At 73.0% G+C, this 22,387-nt stretch carries 20 protein-coding genes and 1 pseudogene; 14 read left to right on the forward strand and 7 right to left on the reverse strand.

From position 1 onward, the window contains the following. Positions 1 to 282: 282 nt before the first annotated feature. The 3 genes and pseudogenes from ACWCXH_RS32580 to ACWCXH_RS32590 form a co-directional block, all read right to left on the reverse strand. A pseudogene (locus tag ACWCXH_RS32580) lies at positions 283 to 1,425 on the reverse strand (diguanylate cyclase domain-containing protein); the annotation flags it as partial. 337 nt (positions 1,426 to 1,762) lie between these two features. Beyond that, entirely contained in the window at positions 1,763 to 2,887 is a 1,125-nt protein-coding gene (locus ACWCXH_RS32585) for an adenylate/guanylate cyclase domain-containing protein (protein ID WP_449805097.1), read from the reverse strand. Between the two features lie 172 nt (positions 2,888 to 3,059). Then, the gene (locus tag ACWCXH_RS32590; RefSeq protein ID WP_449805098.1) at positions 3,060 to 3,953 is read right to left on the reverse strand and encodes a biotin--[acetyl-CoA-carboxylase] ligase; all 894 of its coding nucleotides are present in this window, start codon (positions 3,951 to 3,953) and stop codon (positions 3,060 to 3,062) included. Positions 3,954 to 4,164: 211 nt separating this feature from the next. Here ACWCXH_RS32590 and ACWCXH_RS32595 point away from each other — a divergent pair, with 211 nt between their 5' ends. The 4 genes from ACWCXH_RS32595 (at position 4,165) to ACWCXH_RS32610 (ending at position 7,001) form a co-directional block, all read left to right on the forward strand. Beyond that, positions 4,165 to 5,754, forward strand: coding sequence for an acyl-CoA carboxylase subunit beta (locus ACWCXH_RS32595; RefSeq protein ID WP_449805099.1), 1,590 nt, complete (start codon positions 4,165 to 4,167; stop codon positions 5,752 to 5,754). A 41-nt stretch (positions 5,755 to 5,795) separates the two neighbouring features. Further along, positions 5,796 to 6,017 (forward strand): acyl-CoA carboxylase epsilon subunit, encoded by a 222-nt coding sequence (locus tag ACWCXH_RS32600; RefSeq protein WP_449805100.1) that lies wholly within the window; start codon positions 5,796 to 5,798, stop codon positions 6,015 to 6,017. Between the two features lie 192 nt (positions 6,018 to 6,209). Further along, a complete protein-coding gene (gene mmpB / locus ACWCXH_RS32605) occupies positions 6,210 to 6,335 on the forward strand; it encodes a morphogenic membrane protein MmpB (RefSeq protein WP_449805101.1) in 126 nt (41 codons plus the stop codon). A gap of 60 nt (positions 6,336 to 6,395) precedes the next feature. Next, positions 6,396 to 7,001 carry a Maf family protein gene (locus tag ACWCXH_RS32610; RefSeq protein WP_449805102.1) on the forward strand — a complete coding sequence of 202 codons (606 nt, stop codon included), beginning with the start codon at positions 6,396 to 6,398 and terminating at the stop codon, positions 6,999 to 7,001. A gap of 18 nt (positions 7,002 to 7,019) precedes the next feature. On the opposite strand, the gene ACWCXH_RS32615 is transcribed toward ACWCXH_RS32610, so the two are convergent. Next, positions 7,020 to 7,220 carry a hypothetical protein gene (locus ACWCXH_RS32615; protein WP_449805103.1) on the reverse strand — a complete coding sequence of 67 codons (201 nt, stop codon included), beginning with the start codon at positions 7,218 to 7,220 and terminating at the stop codon, positions 7,020 to 7,022. A gap of 163 nt (positions 7,221 to 7,383) precedes the next feature. Here ACWCXH_RS32615 and ACWCXH_RS32620 point away from each other — a divergent pair, with 163 nt between their 5' ends. Further along, on the forward strand, positions 7,384 to 8,133 hold the full coding sequence (locus ACWCXH_RS32620; protein WP_449805104.1) for a hypothetical protein: 750 nt from the start codon (positions 7,384 to 7,386) through the stop codon (positions 8,131 to 8,133). A gap of 220 nt (positions 8,134 to 8,353) precedes the next feature. Continuing rightward, complete coding sequence (locus ACWCXH_RS32625; RefSeq protein WP_449805105.1) at positions 8,354 to 10,129, forward strand: acetyl/propionyl/methylcrotonyl-CoA carboxylase subunit alpha; 1,776 nt, start codon at positions 8,354 to 8,356, stop codon at positions 10,127 to 10,129. Between the two features lie 78 nt (positions 10,130 to 10,207). Here ACWCXH_RS32625 and ACWCXH_RS32630 read toward each other — a convergent pair whose 3' ends face one another. Together ACWCXH_RS32630 and ACWCXH_RS32635 are read right to left on the reverse strand one after the other, a co-directional pair. Continuing rightward, on the reverse strand, positions 10,208 to 11,173 hold the full coding sequence (locus ACWCXH_RS32630; protein ID WP_449805125.1) for a DeoR/GlpR family DNA-binding transcription regulator: 966 nt from the start codon (positions 11,171 to 11,173) through the stop codon (positions 10,208 to 10,210). A gap of 236 nt (positions 11,174 to 11,409) precedes the next feature. Then, complete coding sequence (locus ACWCXH_RS32635) at positions 11,410 to 12,864, reverse strand: NAD(P)H-quinone dehydrogenase (protein ID WP_449805106.1); 1,455 nt, start codon at positions 12,862 to 12,864, stop codon at positions 11,410 to 11,412. Between the two features lie 78 nt (positions 12,865 to 12,942). Between ACWCXH_RS32635 and ACWCXH_RS32640 the strand changes: the two genes are divergently transcribed. From ACWCXH_RS32640 to ACWCXH_RS32650, 3 genes are all read left to right on the forward strand, one after another. Further along, a complete protein-coding gene (locus ACWCXH_RS32640; RefSeq protein ID WP_449805107.1) occupies positions 12,943 to 13,380 on the forward strand; it encodes a gamma-glutamylcyclotransferase in 438 nt (145 codons plus the stop codon). A gap of 177 nt (positions 13,381 to 13,557) precedes the next feature. Then, positions 13,558 to 14,379 carry a purine-nucleoside phosphorylase gene (locus tag ACWCXH_RS32645; RefSeq protein ID WP_449805108.1) on the forward strand — a complete coding sequence of 274 codons (822 nt, stop codon included), beginning with the start codon at positions 13,558 to 13,560 and terminating at the stop codon, positions 14,377 to 14,379. Positions 14,380 to 14,783: 404 nt separating this feature from the next. Continuing rightward, positions 14,784 to 16,502, forward strand: a complete 1,719-nt coding sequence (locus tag ACWCXH_RS32650; RefSeq protein ID WP_449805109.1) for a phospho-sugar mutase — start codon at positions 14,784 to 14,786, stop codon at positions 16,500 to 16,502. 79 nt (positions 16,503 to 16,581) lie between these two features. On the opposite strand, the gene ACWCXH_RS32655 is transcribed toward ACWCXH_RS32650, so the two are convergent. Continuing rightward, positions 16,582 to 17,262, reverse strand: coding sequence for a PH domain-containing protein (locus ACWCXH_RS32655; RefSeq protein WP_449805110.1), 681 nt, complete (start codon positions 17,260 to 17,262; stop codon positions 16,582 to 16,584). A gap of 210 nt (positions 17,263 to 17,472) precedes the next feature. On the opposite strand from ACWCXH_RS32655, the gene deoC reads away from it, so the two are divergent. The 5 genes from deoC to ACWCXH_RS32680 all read left to right on the forward strand — a co-directional run bounded on the left by deoC (position 17,473) and on the right by ACWCXH_RS32680 (position 22,226). Continuing rightward, a complete protein-coding gene (gene deoC, locus ACWCXH_RS32660) occupies positions 17,473 to 18,459 on the forward strand; it encodes a deoxyribose-phosphate aldolase (protein WP_449805111.1) in 987 nt (328 codons plus the stop codon). Positions 18,460 to 18,464: 5 nt separating this feature from the next. Then, positions 18,465 to 19,940, forward strand: a complete 1,476-nt coding sequence (locus ACWCXH_RS32665; RefSeq protein ID WP_449805112.1) for an aldehyde dehydrogenase family protein — start codon at positions 18,465 to 18,467, stop codon at positions 19,938 to 19,940. Then, the gene (locus tag ACWCXH_RS32670) at positions 19,933 to 20,838 is read left to right on the forward strand and encodes an aldehyde dehydrogenase family protein (RefSeq protein ID WP_449805113.1); all 906 of its coding nucleotides are present in this window, start codon (positions 19,933 to 19,935) and stop codon (positions 20,836 to 20,838) included. Before ACWCXH_RS32665 ends, ACWCXH_RS32670 begins: the two co-directional genes overlap by 8 nt. Before the next feature lie 294 nt (positions 20,839 to 21,132). After that, a complete protein-coding gene (locus ACWCXH_RS32675; RefSeq protein ID WP_449805114.1) occupies positions 21,133 to 21,540 on the forward strand; it encodes a hypothetical protein in 408 nt (135 codons plus the stop codon). A gap of 47 nt (positions 21,541 to 21,587) precedes the next feature. Next, entirely contained in the window at positions 21,588 to 22,226 is a 639-nt protein-coding gene (locus ACWCXH_RS32680) for an ATP-binding protein (protein WP_449805115.1), read from the forward strand. Positions 22,227 to 22,387: the final 161 nt, after the last annotated feature.

Here is a 22,387-nt window from a genome sequence, read left to right on the forward strand (position 1 = left end):
CCGGGCCCGCTGGGTCTCCGCGCGGGTGCTGCTGGGCCCGCTGGTCATGCGGTAGACGGCGTGCTGGGCGGTGCGCATCAGCTGGGAGCCGGGCGGCACGTACGAGACCCACCAGCCGACGGCGTCCAGCAGCCGGGCGGCCGCCTCGGCGACGACGACGAGCTTGCCGAGGGTGTCGGCGCTGTGGACGGCCCGGGCGGCGCCGTGCTGGTCGAGGGCGGCGAGGACGGCGGTGAGCAGCTGCCCGGGGTCGGCGCTGTGGGCGGCGCCGCGGAACCGGCGGCGGTCGCCGGTGCCGGACCGTCCGCCGGGCCGGCCGCGGCCGTCGGCGCGGTGGTGGGGGTCGGCGGCGTCGGCGAGGAGCACGGTGGGATCGGGCGAGAAGCCGGGGCCATGGCTGCGCCCGGCGACGACGGGGTGGGCGGCGCGGGCGGCCTTGGCCCGGTACTGGGCGGCGTCGGCCAGCCGGAAGAGCCGGTCAGGCGTGGTCACCGGCCCGATGGAATCCCCCGTCGAGGCAACCCCGCACGCCACGCCCTCCCCCTCCGACAGCGCCAGCGCCCGCGCACACAGCTCCTCGGCGACGGCGACGACCTCGTCCGCCTTCTGCCCTTCCGCGAGCAGGCAGAACTCGTCCCCGCCCAGCCGCGCCGCGAGGCTGCCGGGCAGTTTGGCGGCGGCCAGCGACAGCTGGTGGGCGAATCGTTCCAGCAACCGGTCGCCCACCTCGTGCCCGAGCTGGTCGTTGACCCGCTTGAGCCCGTTGACGTCGCAGACGACCAACGACACGACGGTGTTGGCCCGGTTGTGCGCCTCCAGCGCGCTCTCCAGCCGGGTGTCCACCGCACGCCGGTTGGCGAGGCCGGTGAGCGGGTCGGAGAAGGCGAGTTTGCGCAGGTCGGCGAGGCGTTCGGTCTGGGCGAGCCCGGCCGAGACCTGAGCGGCCAGCAGGGTCGCGTAGTCGGCGTCGGCCTCGGTGAACGCGGGCACCCCGCCGGCCCGCGCCAGGTAGAGCTCACCCCAGGCCTGCCCGTGCAGGACGATCGGCGCGACGACGCAGCAGCCCCGCCCGCGCCGGCGCAGCGCCGCGGCGCGCTCCTGGCAGTACGCGCCGACGGTGGGGGGCACGTGGCCGGGGTGGGGCTCGCTGCTCTCGGCGGTCTGCAGCCAGGCGCGCGGCAGCCGTCCGGTGGTCCAGCGCTCCTCCAGGTAGGTGACGATCTCCGGGAAGTCGGCGACGGGGTAGGACTCGTCCTCGGGCAGTTCCTCCTCGCCGGGCGCGAGGTCGCCGTGGTTGACGAGCACCCGCAGCCGCCCGGACTCGCGGTCCCAGACGGAGACGGCCGCCATGGTCGCGCCGAGCGCCTCGGTGGCCCGGGTGGCGGCGGCCCGGACGGCTTCCAGGGGGGTGAGCGCCCCGGCCATGTCCTGGGCGAGCTCGACCACGGACTGCAGCCGCAGGTCGGGCGGGGCGGCGGGGGGCCGCCCCGAGCCGTCGCAGTCGCAGCCGCGGTCCGTCGTGGTCGCCTCACTGCTCACCGGCTCGCCTCGCTCCCTGTGCTCGGTCCTGCCAGACCCCGAGGGCAGCCGCACCCGTCCGGCCGCTTGCACCAAGACTATGGCGATTTCGTTCGGTTATGCCCCGTTTGCCTGGACGGACCCGCTCGGGGCCGGACGACCTTCGGCCATTCGGCACCCACCGGGGACGACCACCTCCCACCCGAGCCCGGCCGCCCTGGCTCCCCGTCTCCGCCTGCTTCCCCTACTCCGCCTTCAGCCGCCGCGACAGCAGCCACGGCTCGACCAGCCCGAGCCCGCGCACCGGCCGCCGCCACATCGGCTGCAGGTGGAAGCGGTGCCCGGAGTCCGGCGCGGGCAGCGGCAGCCCGGAGGCCGGCATCCCGGCGGCGGCGGAGAGCGCCTCGGCGAGGCCCGGTCCTTCCGCGTCGGGCGGCGCGACGCTGCCGTGTTGCTCCAGCGCGGCGGCGAACTCGCCGTCGATGAGCACGGCGTCCTTGGGCGCGATCGAGGTGAGCCGACTGGCCAGGTTGACGGTGGTGCCGAAGACGTCACCCATCCGCGAGGTCACGGTGCCGAAGGCCATGCCGACCCGCAGCGCGGGGATGGTGTCGTCCTCGGCGAGCGCGTCGATCAGGCCGAGCGCGATCTCGGCGGCGGTCACCGGGTCCTCGGAGACGTAGAGGATCTCGTCGCCGAGGGTCTTGATGACCCGGCCCCCCTGGCCGGCGATCAGGTCGGAGCAGGTGTTCTCGAAGGTCTCGACGAGCTCGCCGAGTTCCTCCTCCTCCAGCCGCCGGGACAGCCGGGTGAAGCCCACCAGGTCGGCGAAGCCGACGGCGAGCCGGCCGCTGGTGATCTCGTGGTCCTCGGCGGCCTGCACCACCCGCCCGGTGACGGCGGCGAGCTGGCGCCGCCAGACGTAGACGAGGAACTGCTCCAGCTCCGGCAGCAGCAGCTCGACCAGCGGGTAGGCGACCTCGGCGCGGGTGAGGCCGGGCTCGACGGACTGGGTGAGGTTCTCCAGGAAGGTGTCCATCTGCCAGCCGGCCAGCCGCGCCGTGGTCTGCCCGGTGGAGCGCGCCACCTGGATCGCCATCGACTCGCTGAGCAGGCCGGACTCGACCAGGCCGGCGAGGCGGCGCAGCGCGATCACGTCACCGTCGGTGAGCGCCCGGGACTGCCCGATGTCGGGGAAGCCCATCGCCCGCCAGAACCGCGTGGCCAGCTCCATCGGGACGTCGGCGGCCCTCGCGGCCTGGTACGGGGTGTAGCGGCGTGACGCGTCCAGGATCAGGCGTTCGAGTTCGAGCGCGACCGTCTGGTCGTGGCTGCCCGCCGTCCCGCCGCTGCTGCCGTCCCCTGCCACCGGTCCGTCCCCGTGCGGTTGCCGCACTTGCCTCGTGTCCTACCTGTCCGGGCGCCCGCCCGCCACCCGGGCGGACAGTGGCGCGCCTCACACCGCTGCCAGGTGGAATGTTCGCACGGAATCGCGTGATCCGGAGCATCCGCCCGAGTCAAGGAGAGGTGAAGACTGCCGTTCAGCGGGGCTCGGGGCGCACGTGGACGACGTCCCCCGCGCCCACCGCACGGCGCGCGCCCTCCGGCGTACGAACCACCAGCCGCCCGTCGCCGTCGATGGCCACCGCCTCGCCGGCCAGCACGGTGTCGCCCGGCAGGTGCACCTTGACCTGGCGGCCGAGCGTGGTGCAGCGGTCGACGTACGCGCGGAACAGGTCGCTCGCGTGCGGGTCGCCGGCGGCGGCCGTCCAGTCGCCGTACAGCTCGGCGAACTCGCGCAGCAGGGCGCGCAGCAGGGTGGACCGGTCGGTGACGGCGGCGCTGGCCAAGGCGAGCGAGGCGGCGGTGGGGACGGGCAGTTCCTCGTCACGCAGCGAGACGTTGAGGCCGAGGCCGGCGATCACGGCGCCGCCGCTCAGCTCGGTGAGGATGCCGCCGAGCTTGCGCTCCACCCCGTCGATCTCGACCTGGAGGTCGTTGGGCCACTTCAGCCCGGCCTCGACGCCGGCGACCCGGTTCAGCGTGCTGGCCACGGCGACGCCGACCAGGATCGGCAGCCAGCCGTAGCGCTCGACCGGGACCTCCTCGGGGCGCAGCAGGACGGAGAGGAACAGCCCCGAGCGCGGGGGTGCCGTCCACTGCCGGTCCAGCCGTCCGCGCGCGGCGTTCTGCGCCTCGGCGACCAGGACGGCGCCCTGCGGCGCGCCGGCCAGAGCGCGGGCGGCGAGGTCGGTGTTGGTGGAGCCGGTCTCGGTGACGACGTCGAGCGAGGTCCACAGCCCGCCCGGGAGCACCAGGTCGCGGCGCAGCGCCGCCTCGTCCAGCGGCGGCCGGTCGAGGTCGGTCCACGGCGACGGCCCGGCGTGGCCGAAGCCGCGAAGTCCACTGCGGCGGGGGGTCTCGGGTGCGGTCATGAGGCAGAGCCTAGAGCGCGTAGGCCGCCCCATCGTCCCGCAGAACGACCGTTAACAACACTGTGTCGCTGGCCATAACGAGAAACGCACCGCGCTGGCTACGCTACTCAACGGTAGTTCGCAGCGCCGCCCTGCCCTCCTGCGCGAGCCCCCGTTCCGGCCCGCGCGCATTCGAACAGGTCGCGGCCCAGGATCAGGGAGAGCCACCGGAATGACCGAGGCCCCGTACGACCCCCACACCACCGCGGGCAAGCTCGCCGACCTGCGGCGCAGGATCGACGAGGCGGTGCACTCCGGCTCCGCCAAGGCGGTGGAGAAGCAGCACGCCAAGGGCAAGCTGACGGCCCGGGAGCGGGTCGCGGAGCTGCTGGACGAGGACTCCTTCGTCGAGTTCGACGAGTTCGCCCGGCACCGCTCGACCAACTTCGGGCAGGAGAAGAACCGCCCGTACGGCGACGGCGTGGTCACCGGCTACGGCACCGTCGACGGCCGCCAGGTCGCGGTGTTCGCCCAGGACTTCACCGTCTTCGGCGGCTCCCTCGGCGAGGTCTTCGGCGAGAAGATCGTCAAGGTCATGGACTTCGCGCTGAAGACCGGCTGCCCGGTCATCGGCATCAACGACTCCGGCGGCGCCCGGATCCAGGAGGGCGTGGTCTCGCTCGGCCTGTACGGCGAGATCTTCCGCCGCAACGTGCACGCCTCCGGCGTGATCCCGCAGATCTCGCTGATCATGGGCCCCTGCGCGGGCGGCGCGGTGTACTCCCCCGCGATCACCGACTTCGTCGTGATGGCCGACCAGACCTCGCACATGTTCATCACCGGCCCGGACGTCATCAAGACCGTCACCGGCGAGGACGTCGGCATGGAGGAGCTGGGCGGCGCGCGCACCCACAACACCAAGTCCGGCAACGCGCACTACCTGGCCACGGACGAGAAGGAGGCGATCGAGTACGTCAAGAGCCTCCTCTCGTACCTGCCCTCCAACAACCTGAGCGACGCGCCGTCCTACCCCGAGCAGGCCGACCTCGCGATCACCCACGAGGACCTCGAACTCGACACGATCGTGCCGGACTCGGCGAACCAGCCGTACGACATGCGCAAGGTGATCGAGCACATCGTCGACGACGGCGAGTTCCTGGAGACCCAGCCGCTGTACGCCGGCAACATCATCACCGGCTTCGGCCGGGTCGAGGGCCAGTCGGTGGGCATCGTCGGCAGCCAGCCGATGGACCTGGCGGGCTGCCTGGACATCAACGCCAGCGAGAAGGCCGCCCGCTTCATCCGCACCTGCGACAGCTTCAACATCCCGGTGCTGACCTTCGTCGACGTGCCCGGCTTCCTGCCCGGCACCGAGCAGGAGTGGGACGGCATCATCCGCCGCGGCGCCAAGCTGATCTACGCCTACGCCGAGGCCACCGTGCCGCTGATCACCGTGATCACCCGCAAGGCCTTCGGCGGCGCCTACGACGTCATGGGCTCCAAGCACCTGGGTGCCGACCTCAACCTGGCCTGGCCGACCGCGCAGATCGCCGTCATGGGCGCGCAGGGCGCGGTCAACATCCTGCACCGCCGGGAGATCGCCGAGGCCGAGGCCGCGGGCACCGCCGAGGCGAAGCGGGCCGAGCTCATCGCCTCGTACGAGGACACCCTGCTCAACCCGTACCTGGCGGCCGAACGCGGCTACGTGGACGCGGTGATCGCGCCGAGCGAGACCCGCCGGCACATCGTCCGCGGCCTGCGGGCGCTGCGCGGCAAGCGCGAGGTGCTCCCGCCGAAGAAGCACGGGAACATCCCCCTGTAGGCCCTCTGCCCAGAACACGGCCGTAGCGAGAGGATTGAGCCATGGCCCCGATCCACGTGCTGCACGGGCAGCCGACCCCCGAGGAGCTTGCCACCGTCCTGGCGGTGGTCCAGGCCCGGGCCGCCGCCGCGCAGGCCGCCGCCGAGGCGGCGCGCCGGGCGGGCGTCGGCCCGGCCTCCCCGTGGAACGACCGCGCCCGCCTGCTCCGTCCGGCGGTCCGTCCCGGCGCCAACGCCTGGCGGACCTCCGGATGGGCGAGCTGAGCACAGCACCCCGAGGAGCGGGAAGTCGGCCCGGCCGACTTCCCGCCCCTTCCATTTTTCTTCTTCTCTTCTTCCATTTCTCCGGCGTCCGGTCCGGCCGCCCTCCCGTTCCTGGCCCGTCCGCCCGGATTGCCCGGAACCTGAGTACGGATACTCAGGCGCCCCGCCCCGCACGCGGCGCACCCTGGACGAGTGCTCTGGTCAGACCCCCGCGACGAGCCGTCCCCCGAGGCCCGCCGGGTGCAGGAGAAACTGCACCGCGCCGGCCGGGTGCTCGCCGCCTTCCTCCTCGTGATCGCCGTGCTGCTCCTCCTGTGACCACCGAGGGGCCGCCGTTCACCCGAACGGCGGACACCGGCACCCCCTACCCTGGTGGGCATGACCGACCAGCGCGCCCTCGTCCTCGCCTCCGCCTCCCCCGCCCGCCTCGGACTGCTGCGCCAGGCGGGCCTCGACCCGCGCGTGGTCGTCAGCGGCGTCGACGAGGACGCGATCACCGCCGCCACCCCGGCCGAGCTCGCCCTCGTCCTCGCCGAGGCCAAGGCCAAGGCCGTCGCCGCCGAACTCGCCGGCGGCGAGCTCGTGATCGGCTGCGACTCCGTCCTGGAGCTCGACGGACAGGCCCTCGGCAAGCCCCTCGACGCCGCCGACGCGCTCGCCCGCTGGCAGTCGATGCGCGGCCGCTGCGGCGTGCTGCGCACCGGCCACTGCGTGATCGACACCGTGACCGGCGAGCAGTCCTCGGCCACCGCCTCCACGACCGTCCGCTTCGGCACCCCGGACGACGCCGAGATCGCCGCCTACGTCGCCTCCGGCGAACCGCTGCACGTGGCCGGGGCGTTCACCCTGGACGGCCGCTCGGCGCCGTTCGTCGAGGGCATCGACGGCGACCCGGGCAACGTCATCGGCCTCTCGCTGCCGCTGCTGCGCACCCTGCTGGCCGACCTCGGCGTCCGTATCACCGACCTCTGGGCCGCCAACTAGGTCACTGCACCGGGCAGGTCACCGCACCGGGACGTTCTGCGCGAGGAAGGCCAGGACGTCGGGCAGGGCGCCGTCGGCGAGCAGGTCGGCGCCGTGCCGGGAGCCCGGGTAGAGCTTGAGCGTCCTCGCGGGCGACACCGAGGCCGCGTACAGCTCTGCGCCGCGTCCACCGTCGAGGTCGGAGCGCTCGGCGACACCGTCGACCCCACGGTCTGGCACCCCGCCGCCGCGAGCACCGCCAGGACGGCCGCCGCAGCGCCCGACTTCCCCGCCTTGACCATCATTCGGCGAACGCTGGGCACCGGCCGGAGCACCGTCAATGGTCCGGACACGCGCCCCCGGCTAGGCTGTCCGCCGTTTCGAACGGGGAGGGACGGCACCGATGACCGACAGCGTGCTCAACGTCGTACTGGGCCTGGTGGCAAGCGCCATCAGCGCCGGGCTCGGCTGGCTCGCCCAAGCCCTGCGGCGGCGCCGCAAGGTGGAGCGGGTGCGGGCCTTCTTCGGCCTGCCCGCCGACAGCGAGTGCCTGATCGTCGTGAACCGGCACGCCACCTCGGCCAATTCGAGGAGCGTCGCGCGCCACGACGTGTACGCCCTCATGGAGCTGGCCGCGCTGGTCAAGGAGTGCGGCGCACGGGCCGAGCTGGTGGCGCACGACGAGGTCCGCCAAGGCCTCGGGGACAAGGGCGAGTTCTGCATCGGCGGCCCGACCAGCAACGAGCGGACGGCGGCCCACCTGGCGTCCTGGCTGCCCGGGGTCGAATACGTCCCGGACCCCGACGGCCGCGTGCCGGTCCTGACCGTGGGCAGCACGGAGTATCGGTACGCGGACGAGGACGAGCCCACCGGCGGCCACTCCTTCGTCCTGCTCGCCCGGCTGCACCCGACGGCCGGCGACCGGCCGACCTTCCTGGTCGCGGGCCAGACCGCGGTCGCCAACCACGCCGCCGTCCGCCACCTGGTCGCCAACCACCGCAAGCTCGCCCGGCGGCACACCGAGGACAGCTCCTTCGTGCTGGTCCTCAAGGTCGTCAACCCCAAGGCGTACGGCCCCGATGTCGTCGAACTCGCCGCCGACGTCACCGCCGACGCCCTGCGCAGGAGCACCCAGACCCCGGCCCCCGCGTGAGTGTGGCCAAGCCCACCGGCCCGCCACGCCGCCGCGTCGCGACCGCGCCGACACCGGGTCGCACCCGCCCCGAGCGCCCCGCCTGCGGGGACGTCCGCGGGGCCGTCCACCGGGCCGCGCAACAGATCACCGTCCGTGTGGGATAGTTCACAACCTGGGGCTACTCGCCGGTACTGCCCAGGAATCCATAAACTCAACGAGGTTCAAGAAGGGAGCCACAGTGCGCAAGGTGCTCATCGCCAACCGCGGGGAAATCGCCGTCCGCGTCGCCCGGGCCTGCTCGGACGCCGGTATCGCCAGCGTCGCCGTCTACGCCGAGCCGGACCGGGATGCGCTGCACGTGCGCGCGGCCGACGAGGCTTACTCGCTGGGCGGTGACACCCCGGCCACCAGCTACCTGGACATCGCGAAGGTCCTGAAGGCCGCCGAGGACTCGGGCGCGGACGCGGTCCACCCCGGTTACGGCTTCCTGTCGGAGAACGCGGAGTTCGCCCAGGCCGTCATCGACGCGGGTCTGACCTGGATCGGCCCGCCCCCGCAGGCCATCCGCGACCTCGGCGACAAGGTCACCGCCCGCCACGTCGCCCAGCGCGCCGGCGCCCCGCTGGTCGCCGGCACCCCCGACCCCGTCTCCGGGGCGGACGAGGTCGTCGCCTTCGCCCGGGAGCACGGTCTCCCGGTCGCGATCAAGGCGGCCTTCGGCGGCGGCGGCCGCGGCCTCAAGGTCGCCCGCACCCTGGAGGAGATCCCGGAGCTCTACGAGTCCGCCGTCCGTGAGGCCGTCGCGGCGTTCGGGCGCGGCGAGTGCTTCGTCGAGCGCTACCTCGACAACCCGCGTCACGTCGAGACCCAGTGCCTGGCGGACAAGCACGGCAACGTCGTGGTCGTCTCCACCCGTGACTGCTCGCTGCAGCGCCGCCACCAGAAGCTCGTCGAGGAGGCCCCCGCGCCGTTCCTCACCCCCGAGCAGAACGCGGAGCTGTACCGCGCCTCCAAGGCCATCCTCAAGGAGGCCGGCTACGTCGGCGCCGGCACCTGCGAGTTCCTCGTCGCGCTGGACGGCACGATCTCCTTCCTGGAGGTCAACACCCGCCTGCAGGTCGAGCACCCGGTGACCGAGGAGGTCACCGGCATCGACCTGGTCCGCGAGATGTTCCGCATCGCCGACGGCGAGGAGCTCGGCTACGGCGACCCCGAGGTGCGCGGCCACTCGTTCGAGTTCCGCATCAACGGCGAGGACCCGGGCCGCGGCTTCCTGCCCGCCCCCGGCACGGTGACGCTGTTCGCCCCGCCGTCCGGTCCGGGCGTGCGCCTGGACTCCGGTGTCGAGACCGGCTCGGTCATCGGCCCGGCGTGGGACTCCCTGCTGGCCAAGCTGATCGTCTCCGGCCGCGACCGCAAGCAGGCCCTGGAGCGTGCCAGGCGTGCCCTGAACGAGTTCCGGGTGGAGGGCATGGCCACCGCCGTCCCGTTCCACCAGGCGGTCGTCACGGACCCGGCGTTCGCGCCCGAGGTCCACGGCAGCGACGAGCCGTTCACGGTCTACACCCGCTGGATCGAGACCGAGTTCGACAACACCATCGCCCCGTTCGCCGGTGCCGCCGGCGAGGGCGAGGAGGCCGAGGGCCGCGAGACCGTCGTCGTCGAGGTCGGCGGCAAGCGCATCGAGGTCTCCCTGCCCTCCTCCCTCGGCGTGTCGACGGCTCCGGCCGTGGGCGCCACGGGCGCGGCCAAGGCCAAGCGCCGCGTGGGGGCGAAGAAGGCCGGTTCGGCCGTCAGCGGTGACACGCTGGCCTCGCCGATGCAGGGCACGATCGTCAAGGTCGCCGTCGAGGAGGGCCAGGTCGTCGCGGAGGGCGAACTCATCGTCGTCCTGGAGGCCATGAAGATGGAGCAGCCCCTCAACGCCCACAAGGCCGGCACCGTCGTCGGCCTCAAGGCCGAGGTCGGCGCCAGCGTCAGCAGCGGCGCCGCCCTCTGCGAGATCAAGGACTGACGCAGGTCCACCGAGCACCGACCGGTCCGTACGCCCTCGGGGTGTGCGGACCGGTCGCGTTCGCGGCGGCGATCGTCCTCACCGCCCGCGCGGGACGCCCAGCTCGGCCAGGCGGACCGACATTCCGCCCGGCCCGCCCGGCCCGGCCGGGCCTCCGTGCGCCCCGGGGCGGCGCTGGCCGGGCAGCGGGGCGCCGCCGGGGGGCGGGGCGGCCCGGCGCGGCAGCGGGCCGGGCTGGGTCTGGTGGACGGGCCCGCTGCCGGTGCCGTGCACCGGGGCGTCCCCGGTGGGGGCCGCGCCGAGCGGTGCCAGGTCGATCTGCACCCCGCAGTCGGCGAGCGCGTCCAGCTCGCGCGCGGTGGTGTCGTCGGCGGTCGCGTGCTCGTCGGTGACCAGCCGGGTGATGGTCTCGGTGGGCACGGTCTGGAACATGGTGTCCGCGCCGAGCTTGGTGTGGTCGGCGAGGACGATCACCTCGGCGGCCGACTGCACCAGCGCCCGGTCCACGCTCGCGGACAGCATGTTGGTGGTGGACAGCCCGCGTTCGGCGGTGAGCCCGCTGCCGGAGATGAAGGCCTTGGACACCCGCAACCCCTGCAGCGACTGCTCGGCACCGCTGCCGACCAGCGCGTAGTTGGAGCCCCGCAGGGTGCCGCCGGTCATCACCACCTCCACCCGGTTGGCGTGCGCCAGCGCCTGGGCGACGAGCAGCGAGTTGGTGACCACGGTGAGGCCGGGCACCCGGGCGAGCCGGCGGGCCAGCTCCTGGGTCGTGGTGCCGGCGCCGACGACGACCGCGTCGCCCTCCTCCACCAGCCCGGCGGCGAGGTCCGCGACGGCGCTCTTCTCGGCCGCGGAGAGGTGGGTCTTCTGCGGGTAGCCGGGTTCGCGGCTGAAGCCGCCGGGGAGCACCGCGCCGCCGTGCCGGCGGTCGAGGAGCCCTTCTGCCTCCAGCGCCCGTACGTCCCGGCGCACGGTCACTTCGGAGGTCTGGACGACGCGGGCCAGCTCACGGAGCGACACGGCTCCGTTGGCGCGCACCATTTCGAGGATCAACTGGCGACGTTCTGCAGCAAACACAGAACCGACGGTAACCTCCCTGACCGTCTGCTTTCAGGCGTTTGCAGCTAGTAGCGGGAATTGCTCGCGGACGAGCGGCGCGTGACCGTACAATACGCGCCGTCAATAAGCCGGGACTGCGCCCGCCGTACGGGTGACGATCACGCGCGCGCAAAGGGCGGCCACCGATCGGTGACCGCCCTCAACTGCGCGCCGGATGCTCAGGATTCGCCTTCGGCCCGCTTGCGGATGTGCAGCTGCCGGGCGGCCTCGGCGGTCGAGCCGGAGACCGACGGGTAGACGGTGAAGGCGCTGGCCACCTGTTCGACCGTCAGATTGGCGTCCACCGCGAGCGAGATCGAGTGGATCAGCTCGCTGGCGCGCGGGGCGACCACGACGCCGCCGACCACGATGCCGGTGCCCGGGCGGCAGAACAGCTTCACGAAGCCGTCCCGGATGCCCTGCATCTTGGCCCGCGGGTTGCCGCGCAGCGGCAGCTTGACCTCGACCGCGTCCATCTTGCCGCACTGCACGTCGGCGGCGGTGTAGCCGACGGTGGCGATCTCCGGGTCGGTGAAGACGTTGGAGGCGACGGTCTTCAGGTCGAGCGGCTGCACCGCGTCGCCGAGCGCGTGGTACATCGCGATCCGGCCCTGCATGGCGGCCACCGAGGCGAGCATGAAGACGCCGGTGCAGTCGCCGGCCGCGTAGACACCCGGGGCGCTGGTGCGGGAGACCCGGTCGACCTGGATCTGGCCCCAGTCGTTGAGCTTGACCCCGGCCTCCTCCAGGCCCATGTCCGCGGTGTTGGGGATCGAGCCGACCGCCATCAGGCAGTGGGTGCCCTCGATCACCTTGCCGTCGGCGAGGGTGACCTCGACCCGGTCGCCGATCCGCTTGGCGCTCTCGGCGCGCGAGCGGCCCATGACGTTCATGCCGCGGCGGCGGAACACGTCCTCCAGCACCTCGGCGGCGTCCGGGTCCTCGCCCGGCAGCACCCGGTCGCGGCTGGACACCAGGGTCACCTTGGAGCCGATCGCCTGGTAGGCACCGGCGAACTCGGCGCCGGTGACACCGGAACCGACCACGATCAGCTCGCGCGGCAGCTCCTCCAGGTCGTACACCTGGGTCCAGGTCAGGATCCGCTCGCCGTCCGGCTGCGCGTCCGGCAGCTCGCGCGGGTGGGCGCCGGTCGCGATCAGCACCGCGTCGGCGCGCAGCGAGTGCACCGTGCCGTCGGGCGCGTCCACGAGCACCTCGCGGGAGCCGTCCACGGCCTGGCCGCCGGCGCCGAGCCGGCCCCGGCCGCGCAGCACGGTGACACCGGCGCGGGTGACGGACTGGGTGATGTCGTGGGACTGCGCGATCGCGAGCCGCTTCACACGGCGGTTGACCTTGCCCAGGTCCACGCCGACCACCTTGTCGCCGTGCTCGCGCGCGGCCTCGTCCCGGGCGACGGTGATGCCGAGCTCGTCGTAGGAGCTGTCGAAGGTGGTCATCACCTCCGCGGTCGCGATCAGCGTCTTCGACGGCACGCAGTCCGTGAGCACCGCCGATCCGCCCAGACCGTCGCGGTCGACGACGGTCACCTCCGCGCCGAGCTGGGCGGCCACCAGTGCCGCCTCGTAGCCGCCGGGTCCGCCACCGATGATCACGATCCGAGTCACGCTCACCATTGTCCCGCACGCCCGGAGCGCTGCCACGCCGGGGTACGGGCTTCTGTGCGATCGCCCAGTCGCCGTAGTCTGGCCCGCATGCCCCTTTACGCCGCGTATGCCACGAACCTCGATGCCCGGCAGATGACCCGCCGCGCCCCGCACTCCCCGCTGCGCGGAACCGGCTGGCTGGACGGCTGGCGGCTCACCTTCGGCGGCGAACAGCTCGGCTGGGAGGGCTCGCTGGCGACCGTCGTCGAGGACGAGAAGGAGCAGGTGTTCGTCTCCCTCTACGACATCGCGCCGATGGACGAGGAGGGCCTGGACCGCTGGGAGGGCGTCCAGCTCGGCATCTACCGCAAGACGAAGCTGCGCGCCCACACCCTGGACGGCGACATCCAGGTCTGGACGTACGTCCTCAACGACTACGAGGGCGGCCTTCCCGCGGCCCGCTACCTCGGCCTGATCGCCGACGCGGCGGAGAGCGCCGGAGCCCCGCACGACTACGTGATGGACCTGCGCCGACGGCCCTGCTGACCCATCGCGGGGGGCCGCCCGGAGGCCGGGGGCGGCCGGACGGAACTGTCGATACCGACGAGGCGCATCGCCCGGAAAGCGCCACCGAGCTGTGCTTTCGGGTCAACCGGGTAACGATCCGGCATGCCGCGGCGGATTTTCTACGCGCGTAGCCGATTCCCGTCTATCCTCGGACCCGTGAACGCAACTCCTCAGTCGGTCGTCTCCGCCGACCCCTACGCCGCCGCCCAGGCCGCCGCCGCGCGCCTGCGCGAGCTGACCGGTGCCGAGCGCCACGACGTCGCCCTGGTGATGGGCTCCGGCTGGGTGCCGGCCGCCGACGCCCTCGGCGAGACCGTGGCCGAGTTCCCGGTGACCGAGCTCCCGGGCTTCCCCGCCCCCGCCGTCGCCGGCCACGCCGGCAAGATCCGCTCGGTGAAGATCGGCGACAAGCGCGCCCTGATCTTCCTCGGCCGCAACCACTACTACGAGGGCCACGGCGTGGCCACCGTCGTCCACGGCGTGCGCACCGCCGCCGCGGCCGGCTGCGGCATCATCGTCCTCACCAACGGCTGTGGCGGCCTGCGCGAGGGCTGGGTGCCCGGCCAGCCGGTGCTGATCCGTGACCACATCAACCTGACCGCGGACTCCCCGATCGTCGGCGCCAACTTCGTCGACCTCACCGACCTGTACTCCAAGCGCCTGCGCGCCCTGTGCCACGAGGTCGACCCGTCCCTGGACGAGGCCGTCTACGTCCAGTTCCGCGGCCCGCACTACGAGACCCCGGCCGAGGTCAACATGGCCCGGGTGATCGGCGGCGAGCTGGTCGGCATGTCCACCACCCTGGAGGCCATCGCCGCCCGCGAGGCCGGCGCCGAGGTGCTCGGCATCTCGCTGGTCACCAACCTGGCCGCCGGCATCACCGGCGAGCCGCTCAACCACGAAGAGGTCCTGGAGGCCGGCAAGGCCTCGGCCGAGCGCATGGGCGAGCTGCTGGCCAAGGTCCTCGAGCGGATCTGACCCGGCACGGCGCACAATCATGAGCGACGGGGCCCACGGGCGGCCGTGATCCGCTGATCACACCCGCCCGCGGGCCCCGTCCGCGTGCCGTGCCCGTGCGGGAACTCCGGCCGATGACCGCCAAACCTCCCGATGGAGCAGTCGCCTTGACATCACCCCTCGACACGAGGGGATTCCGATCCTCGCGGGTTGGACCTTCTGCTTCACGGGGCCGGTTGCCGACCCGGATCACCGGCGAGGGACGGCGTGCCGCCCATCGGCCCTGCACCAGCTCCACAGACCTGACTTCCCGCCAGCCCGGCGGCAGGGCTCGGCGGACACTGATTGTCACCGAAGCACCACAGGAAGTACCACCCGTTCAGACTCCCCGGGCCGTATCCGGGGTATCCACGCAAGGAGTTGGGATGACGCAGGCACCCACCACCGACCTCCTCGCCCGGGCCCGGGCCTGGCTGGCCGAGGACCCCGACCCGCAGACCCGCGAGGAGCTGACCGCGCTGCTGGCGCGCGCCGAGGACCCGGATGCCGAGGAGGACAGCAAGCTCGCCTGGGCCGAACTCGCCGAGCGCTTCGCCGACCGGCTCCAGTTCGGCACCGCCGGCCTGCGCGGCGAACTCGGCGCCGGCCCGATGCGGATGAACCGCGCCGTCGTCATCCGGGCCGCCGCCGGCCTGGTCGCGTACGTGCGGAAGCAGGGCCTCGGCGACCTCGTGGTCATCGGCTACGACGCCCGCCACAAGTCGTACGACTTCGCCCGCGACACCGCCGCCGTCGTGGTCGGCGCCGGCCTGCGCGCCGCGCTGCTGCCCCGCCCGCTGCCCACCCCGGTGCTCGCCTTCGCGATCCGCCACCTGGGCGCCGCCGCCGGCGTCACCGTCACCGCGAGCCACAACCCGCCGCAGGACAACGGCTACAAGGTCTACCTGGGCGACGGCTCGCAGATCGTCCCGCCGGCCGACGCCGGCATCGCCGCCGAGATCGACGCGATCGGCTCGCTGAACGACGTCCCGCGCGCCGAGGACGGCTGGGAGGTGCTCGGCGAGGAGGTCATCGAGGCGTACCTGGCCCGCGCCGTCTCGATCGTCGACGAGCACAGCCCGCGCGACCTCGACGTCGTCTACACCCCGATGCACGGCGTCGGCCGCGACACCCTGGTCGCCGCCTTCCGCCAGGCCGGCTTCACCGCGCCCACCGTGGTCGCCGAACAGGCCGAGCCCGACCCGGACTTCCCGACCGTGGCCTTCCCCAACCCGGAGGAGCCGGGGGCGATGGACCTCGCCTTCCGCACCGCCGCCGAGGTCGGCCCGGACATCGTCATCGCCAACGACCCGGACGCCGACCGCTGCGCGGTGGCCGTCCCGGCCAACGGCAACGCGGCCGGCAGCGGCAACGGCACCTCCGGCTGGCGGATGCTCCGCGGCGACGAGGTCGGCGCGCTGCTCGGCTCGGCCCTGGTCGCCAAGAAGGCCGAAGGCACCTTCGCCACCACGATCGTCTCCGCCACCCTCCTCGGCCGGATCGCCGAGGCCGCCGGCCTCGGGTACGCCGAGACGCTCACCGGCTTCAAGTGGATCTCCCGCGCCGAGGGCCTGCGCTACGGCTACGAGGAGGCGCTCGGCTACTGCGTCGACCCGGAGGGCGTCCGGGACAAGGACGGCATCACCGCCGCCCTGCTGGTCGCCGAGCTGGCCGCGACCCTCAAGAAGTCCGGCCGCACCCTGACCGACCTGCTGGACGACCTGGCGCTGGAGCACGGCCTGCACGCCACCGACCAGCTGTCCGTCCGGGTGCAGGACCTCTCGCTGATCGGCGCCGCGATGGCGCGCCTGCGCGAGCAGCCGCCGACCGTCCTGGCCGGCCTGGCCGTCACCCGCGCCGACGACCTCACCGCCGGTTCCGCCGACCTGCCGCCCACCGACGGGCTGCGCTACTACCTGGCCGGCGAGGCCGTCCGCTCCGCCCGGATCGTGGTCCGGCCGTCCGGCACCGAGCCCAAGCTGAAGTGCTACCTGGAGGTCGTCCTCCCGGTCGCCTCCGCCGCCGACCTGTCCGCCGCGCGGGTGCGCGCCGGCGAGCTGCTCGACGCCGTCAAGCGCGACCTGGCCGTGGCCGCGGGCATCTGAGCACCGGCTCGACACGGAAGGGGCCCGTACGGCGTACCGTACGGGCCCCTTCGTCATCGCTTCCTGTCGCCCCCGGTCCTCAGACGGCGATCACCGTGATCAGCGCGGCCAGGCCGACCAGCGTCGGCACGATCACCCACCAGCACCAGCGCACCACGACCGGCCCGGCGGCGTCCGGACTGGCGGCGTTGCGCTCGGCCATCTCCTGGAGCACCGAGGTCACCTGGTCGGACCAGGCCCGGGTCGGGTCGGAGGAGCCCAGCACCGGCGGCGTGGTGGGCATGGTGTTGCGCGTGAAGACCCCCAGCCGGGAGGTGTGCTCGGACCCGCCGCGCAGGGCGGCCCGGTTGGCCCGCTTGCGCTGGCGCAGCGACACCGGCACGGCCCACACCTGGTACTTCTTGCCCTCGGCGAGCAGTTCGACGGAGTACCCGGCGCGCAGCGCGTCCACCGAGGCCCACGGCGCGGTGATCGTCCGCCACGGGTTGCGCACCACGAGCCGCCGGTCGTTGGCCAGCACCGCCGGACGCAGCGTGTAGGCGATCACCGGGAAGGCGAACACCGGCACGGCCGCGAGCGACACGGCCGGCGTCTTCCCGGTCCCGTTCAGCGCGGCGTCGCCGATCAGCCAGGCGGCCACCGCCAGCAGCAGCACACCGGAGATCACGCCGGGAACCGAGCGGTACACGCGGTCCGCGTACCCGGGCTCCCCGTCGGGGGCGGACGAGCCCTGGTGGGGCTTGCCGTCGGATTCGGTCATGCCGACGATTCTGCCCCATGCCCCCCGGGATGAGGTCTCGGTACAGCATCGGTTGCCGCGAAGAGCCGCCCACCCCGTCCCCGTCGGCATTCCCTGTCGAGCCGGCGCGTCCTCGCCCCTTCTCACCCCGCCCCCGAGGTCTCGGTCCGGCCACGAAAGGGAGGCGCTCTAGCGGTTGGCTACGCGCGTAGATATGCTGCTCTTGTGACTATGTCCACTGTTGCAGCCAATGCCCCCGGCGTTGCGGGCAGCGGCCTTGCGGACGTTGCGGCGTCCGAGGCCTCCCTCCGCCGCTTTCTGCACGGCCTGCCCGGCGTCGACCAGGTCGGCCTGGAGGCGCGTGCCGCCGCCCTCGGAACCCGCTCGATCAAGACCACGGCGAAGGCCTACGCCATCGACCTGGCGATCTCGATGATCGACCTGACCACGCTCGAAGGCGCGGACACGGTCGGCAAGGTGCGCGCCCTGTGCACCAAGGGCAGGAACCCCGACCCCACCGACCCGTCCACTCCCCGCGTGGCCGCCATCTGTGTCTACCCGGACATGGTCGCCACCGCCAAGGAGGCCCTGCGGGGCACCGACATCCAGGTCGCCTCCGTCGCCACCGCCTTCCCGGCCGGCCGCGCCGCCCTCCCGGTGAAGCTCGCCGACACCGCCGACGCGGTCGCCGCGGGCGCCGACGAGATCGACATGGTGATCGACCGGGGCGCCTTCCTCTCCGGCCGCTACCTCGACGTCTTCAACGAGATCGTCGCCGTCAAGGAGGCGTGCAAGCGCCCGGACGGCACCTACGCCCACCTCAAGGTGATCTTCGAGACCGGCGAGCTCCAGACGTACGACAACGTGCGCCGCGTCTCCTGGCTCGCGATGCTGGCCGGTGCCGACTTCATCAAGACCTCCACCGGCAAGGTCGCCGTCAACGCGACCCCTCCGGTCACCCTGCTGATGCTGGAGGCGGTCCGCGACTTCCGCGCGCAGACCGGCGTCCAGGTCGGCGTGAAGCCCGCCGGTGGCATCAAGACCACCAAGGACGCCATGAAGTACCTGGTGATGGTCAACGAGACCCTCGGCGACGACTGGCTAAGCCCGCACTGGTTCCGCTTCGGCGCCTCCAGCCTGCTCAACGACCTGCTGATGCAGCGCCAGAAGCTCGCCACCGGACGCTACTCCGGCCCCGACTACGTGACGGTGGACTGATCACCATGGCCAAGAAGAAGAACATCGAGGAGCCGGTGAAGGCCTCCGGCCTCTTCGCCTACGCCCCGGCCCCCGAGTCCCCCGCCGCCGCGGGCGACATCGCCACCTCCTACGGCCACTTCATCGGCGGCGAGTTCGTCGACTCCTCCGGCGGCGAGGCCCTGAAGACGGTCAACCCGGCCACCGAGCAGGTGCTCGCCGAGTTCGCCCAGGGCACCGACGAGGACGTCGACCGCGCCGTCGCCGCCGCCCGCAAGGCCTTCGCCGACTGGTCGGCCCTGCCGGGCAGCGAGCGCGCCAAGTACCTGTTCCGGATCGCCCGGATCGTCCAGGAGCGCAGCCGCGAGCTGGCCGTGCTGGAGTCGATCGACAACGGCAAGCCGATCCGCGAGACCCGCGACGTCGACCTGCCGCTGGTCGCCGCGCACTTCTTCTACTACGCGGGCTGGGCCGACAAGCTCGACCACGCCGGCTACGGGCCGAACCCGAAGCCGCTGGGCGTGGCCGGCCAGGTCATCCCGTGGAACTTCCCGCTGCTGATGCTGGCGTGGAAGATCGCGCCCGCGCTGGCGACCGGCAACACGGTCGTCCTGAAGCCGGCCGAGACCACCCCGCTGACGGCCCTGCGCTTCGCCGAGATCTGCCGCCAGGCCGGTCTGCCGAAGGGCGTCGTCAACATCGTCACCGGCGACGGCCGCACCGGCGCCGCGCTCACCGCGCACCCGGACGTCAACAAGGTCGCCTTCACCGGCTCCACCCCGGTCGGCCGGGCGATCGCCAGGCAGCTGGCCGGCACCCGCAAGAAGCTCTCGCTGGAGCTGGGCGGCAAGGCGGCCAACATCGTGTTCGACGACGCGCCGATCGACCAGGCGGTCGAGGGCATCGTCAACGGCATCTTCTTCAACCAGGGCCACGTCTGCTGCGCCGGTTCGCGCCTGCTGGTCCAGGAGTCGATCCAGGACGAGCTGCTGGACGCCCTGAAGCGCCGGATGGCCACCCTGCGGGTCGGCGACCCGCTGGACAAGAACACCGACATCGGCGCCATCAACTCGGCGGCCCAGCTGGCCCGGATCACCGAGCTGACCGATGCCGGCGAGGCCGAGGGCGCCGAGCGCTGGTCGCCCGAGTGCGAGCTGCCGGGCACCGGCTTCTGGTTCAGGCCGACCCTGTTCACCGGCGTCAGCCAGGCCCACCGGATCGCCCAGGAGGAGGTCTTCGGCCCGGTGCTGTCGGTGCTGACCTTCCGCACCCCCGACGAGGCGGTCGCGAAGGCCAACAACACCCCGTACGGCCTCTCCGCCGGCATCTGGACGGAGAAGGGCTCGCGCATCCTCTGGATGGCCAACAAGCTCAAGGCCGGTGTGGTCTGGGCCAACACCTTCAACAAGTTCGACCCGACCTCGCCGTTCGGCGGCTTCAAGGAGTCGGGTTACGGCCGCGAGGGTGGCCGCCACGGTCTGGAGGCCTACCTCGATGTCTGACACGACCTTCGCGCGTCTTGACGTCCTCAAGACCTACAAGCTGTACGTCGGCGGGAAGTTCCCGCGCTCCGAGAGCGGGCGGGTGTACGAGGTGACCGACTCCAAGGGCGAGTGGCTCGCCAACGCCCCGCTGGGCACCCGCAAGGACGCCCGCGACGCCGTCGTCGCCGCCCGTGCGGCGGTCAAGGGCTGGGCCGGCACCACCGCGTACAACCGCGGCCAGGTGCTGTACCGGGTGGCCGAGATGCTCCAGGGCCGGCGCGAGCAGTTCGCCGCCGAGGTGGCCGTCTCCGAGGGCATCGGCCCGAAGAAGGCCGCCGCGCTGGTGGACGCCGCGATCGACCGCTGGGTCTGGTACGCGGGCTGGACGGACAAGGTCGCCCAGATCGCGGGCGGCGCCAACCCGGTCGCCGGTCCGTTCTTCAACCTCTCCACCCCGGAGCCGACCGGCGTGGTCGGGATCGTCGCCCCGCAGGCCGGGTACGGGCACTCGCTGCTCGGCCTGGTGTCGGTGATCGCCCCCGCGATCGCCACCGGCAACACGGTCGTGGTCGCCGCCGCCGCGGACGCCCCGCTGCCGGCCCTGTCGCTGGGCGAGGTGCTCGCCACCTCGGACGTCCCGGGCGGCGTGGTGAACATCATCTCGGGCCGCACGGCGGACATCGCGCCGACCCTGGCCTCGCACCAGGACGTCAACGCGCTGGACCTCACCGGTGCCATCGCGGCCGACGGTCCCGGCGCGGCGCCCGCTCTGGAGGCCGCCGCCGCGGATACCCTGAAGCGGGTGGTCCGTCCGGAGCTGGACCCGTTCGCCCAGGACTGGACCAATGCGCCCGGTACGGACCGGCTACTCTCGTTCCTGGAGACGAAGACGGTCTGGCACCCGATGGGGATCTGACCCTCCGTCGCCACCACCCCGCGCCCCGCGCGGAAGAACAAAAGAGAACAACTCCACAGACTGGCCGTCCCCAGAGCCCTCTCCCCCCCAGGGCCCGGACGGTCATAGGACGGACCCGCGCCTCTCCCCCCCCTGGCGCGGGTCCGTCGGCGTTCGCGGCCGTTCGACGCGCGGCCGTTCGACGCGTGGCCGCCCAACGACTTTGGTCGCGCCGGGACAATCCGTTCGATGCTCCCGGCGCGCCCGGCGCCCACGAAGACTGGGGTGACACCGAGCGGCCGGAGGGGAGACCGGATGGGCGAGTTCCTGGGAGAGCTCATCGCACTGTTCGCGGACGGCTTCGTCCGCCGGCTGCGGCTCGCCCGCACCCGGCGCCGGCTGGCCGCCGGACGGCCTGCCCGGATCCCCTGCTCGGCCCGCGTCGAGCGCCCCGGCGAGGGCCCGGGCTACGTCAACGGCCGGCTGCTGATCACACCCGGCTCGGCGGCCGTGACCTTCGCCTCATCCGCCCTGCGCCTGGAGCTGCCGGCCGGCGGAGAGTTCCACGAGCCCGAGCCGGCCGCCTGGCACAGCCAGGACTGGGCGGCCACCGCCTACCAGCCGCCCGGGCCGGGACCGTTGGTCTACCTCCAGACCGACACCGCCCACCTCCCGCTGCTGCACGCCGCGTTGGCCGCGCCGTCCGCGGCGAAACCGGTGTAGTCCGGCCGGTTTCGGCATCGGGCCCGGATGCGTCAGACTGGTGTCCCGTGAGTGACGACCCGCTGAACCCTGTGCCGATGACCCGCGCCCGGGTGGTGCTGCTGTCCGGTCCCTCCGGATCCGGGAAGTCCTCGCTCGCCGGCCGCAGCGGTCTGCCGGTGCTCCAGCTCGACGACTTCTACAAGGACGGCGACGACCCCACCCTCCCGCTGCTGCCCGACGGCGCGGTCGACTGGGACTCCCCGCTCGCCTGGCACCGCGACCAGGCCGTCGCCGCCATCCGCGACCTGTACGAGACCGGCCGCACCGAGGTCCCGGTGTACTCGATCCCGGACAACGGGCGCATCGACACCCGGACGCTCGATCTGGACGGCGCCCCCGCGTTCATCGCCGAGGGCATCTTCGCCGCCGAGATCACCGCCCAGTGCGCCGAGGAGGGCCTGCTCGGCGACGCCCTGTGCCTGCGCAACGGCGCGCTCACCACGGCCTGGCGCCGGCTGCGCCGGGACGTCCGCGAGGGCCGCAAGTCGCTGCCGGTGCTGCTGCGCCGCGGCTGGCGGCTGATGCGCGCCGAGCGGTCCATCGTCGGCCGCCAGGTCGCCCTGGGCGCCCACCCGTGCGCCGGCCCGGAGGCCTTCCGCCGGATCACCGCGGCGGCCGGGCAGCCGCAGCTCTCGTCCGTGTGACCCCGGGGCGTGTGACGAGCGGAACGAGCGTGCGACAGACAGAACGACGGGCCCGGTGCGTCTCCCCCGCACCGGGCCCGTCGCCTTTCGGACGGTCGTCGGGCTCCCCCGTGGACATCGCTCCCCCGAGCCGACGTCCGCAGTCCGTGACCGTCCTTCCC

This window comes from Kitasatospora sp. NPDC001660 (genome assembly GCF_053596725.1).

Excerpts from the sequence above, each read along its gene's own strand:
- ACWCXH_RS32590 (WP_449805098.1), bottom strand. The coding sequence starts at position 3,953 with ATGACCGCACCCGAGACCCCCCGCCGCAGTGGACTTCGCGGCTTCGGC.
- ACWCXH_RS32595 (WP_449805099.1), top strand. The coding sequence starts at position 4,165 with ATGACCGAGGCCCCGTACGACCCCCACACCACCGCGGGCAAGCTCGCC.
- ACWCXH_RS32600 (WP_449805100.1), top strand. The coding sequence starts at position 5,796 with ATGGCCCCGATCCACGTGCTGCACGGGCAGCCGACCCCCGAGGAGCTT.
- ACWCXH_RS32610 (WP_449805102.1), top strand. The coding sequence starts at position 6,396 with ATGACCGACCAGCGCGCCCTCGTCCTCGCCTCCGCCTCCCCCGCCCGC.
- ACWCXH_RS32620 (WP_449805104.1), top strand. The coding sequence starts at position 7,384 with ATGACCGACAGCGTGCTCAACGTCGTACTGGGCCTGGTGGCAAGCGCC.
- ACWCXH_RS32630 (WP_449805125.1), bottom strand. The coding sequence starts at position 11,173 with ATGGTGCGCGCCAACGGAGCCGTGTCGCTCCGTGAGCTGGCCCGCGTC.
- ACWCXH_RS32635 (WP_449805106.1), bottom strand. The coding sequence starts at position 12,864 with ATGGTGAGCGTGACTCGGATCGTGATCATCGGTGGCGGACCCGGCGGC.
- ACWCXH_RS32640 (WP_449805107.1), top strand. The coding sequence starts at position 12,943 with ATGCCCCTTTACGCCGCGTATGCCACGAACCTCGATGCCCGGCAGATG.
- ACWCXH_RS32650 (WP_449805109.1), top strand. The coding sequence starts at position 14,784 with ATGACGCAGGCACCCACCACCGACCTCCTCGCCCGGGCCCGGGCCTGG.
- ACWCXH_RS32655 (WP_449805110.1), bottom strand. The coding sequence starts at position 17,262 with ATGACCGAATCCGACGGCAAGCCCCACCAGGGCTCGTCCGCCCCCGAC.
- deoC (WP_449805111.1), top strand. The coding sequence starts at position 17,473 with ATGTCCACTGTTGCAGCCAATGCCCCCGGCGTTGCGGGCAGCGGCCTT.
- ACWCXH_RS32665 (WP_449805112.1), top strand. The coding sequence starts at position 18,465 with ATGGCCAAGAAGAAGAACATCGAGGAGCCGGTGAAGGCCTCCGGCCTC.
- ACWCXH_RS32670 (WP_449805113.1), top strand. The coding sequence starts at position 19,933 with ATGTCTGACACGACCTTCGCGCGTCTTGACGTCCTCAAGACCTACAAG.
- ACWCXH_RS32675 (WP_449805114.1), top strand. The coding sequence starts at position 21,133 with ATGGGCGAGTTCCTGGGAGAGCTCATCGCACTGTTCGCGGACGGCTTC.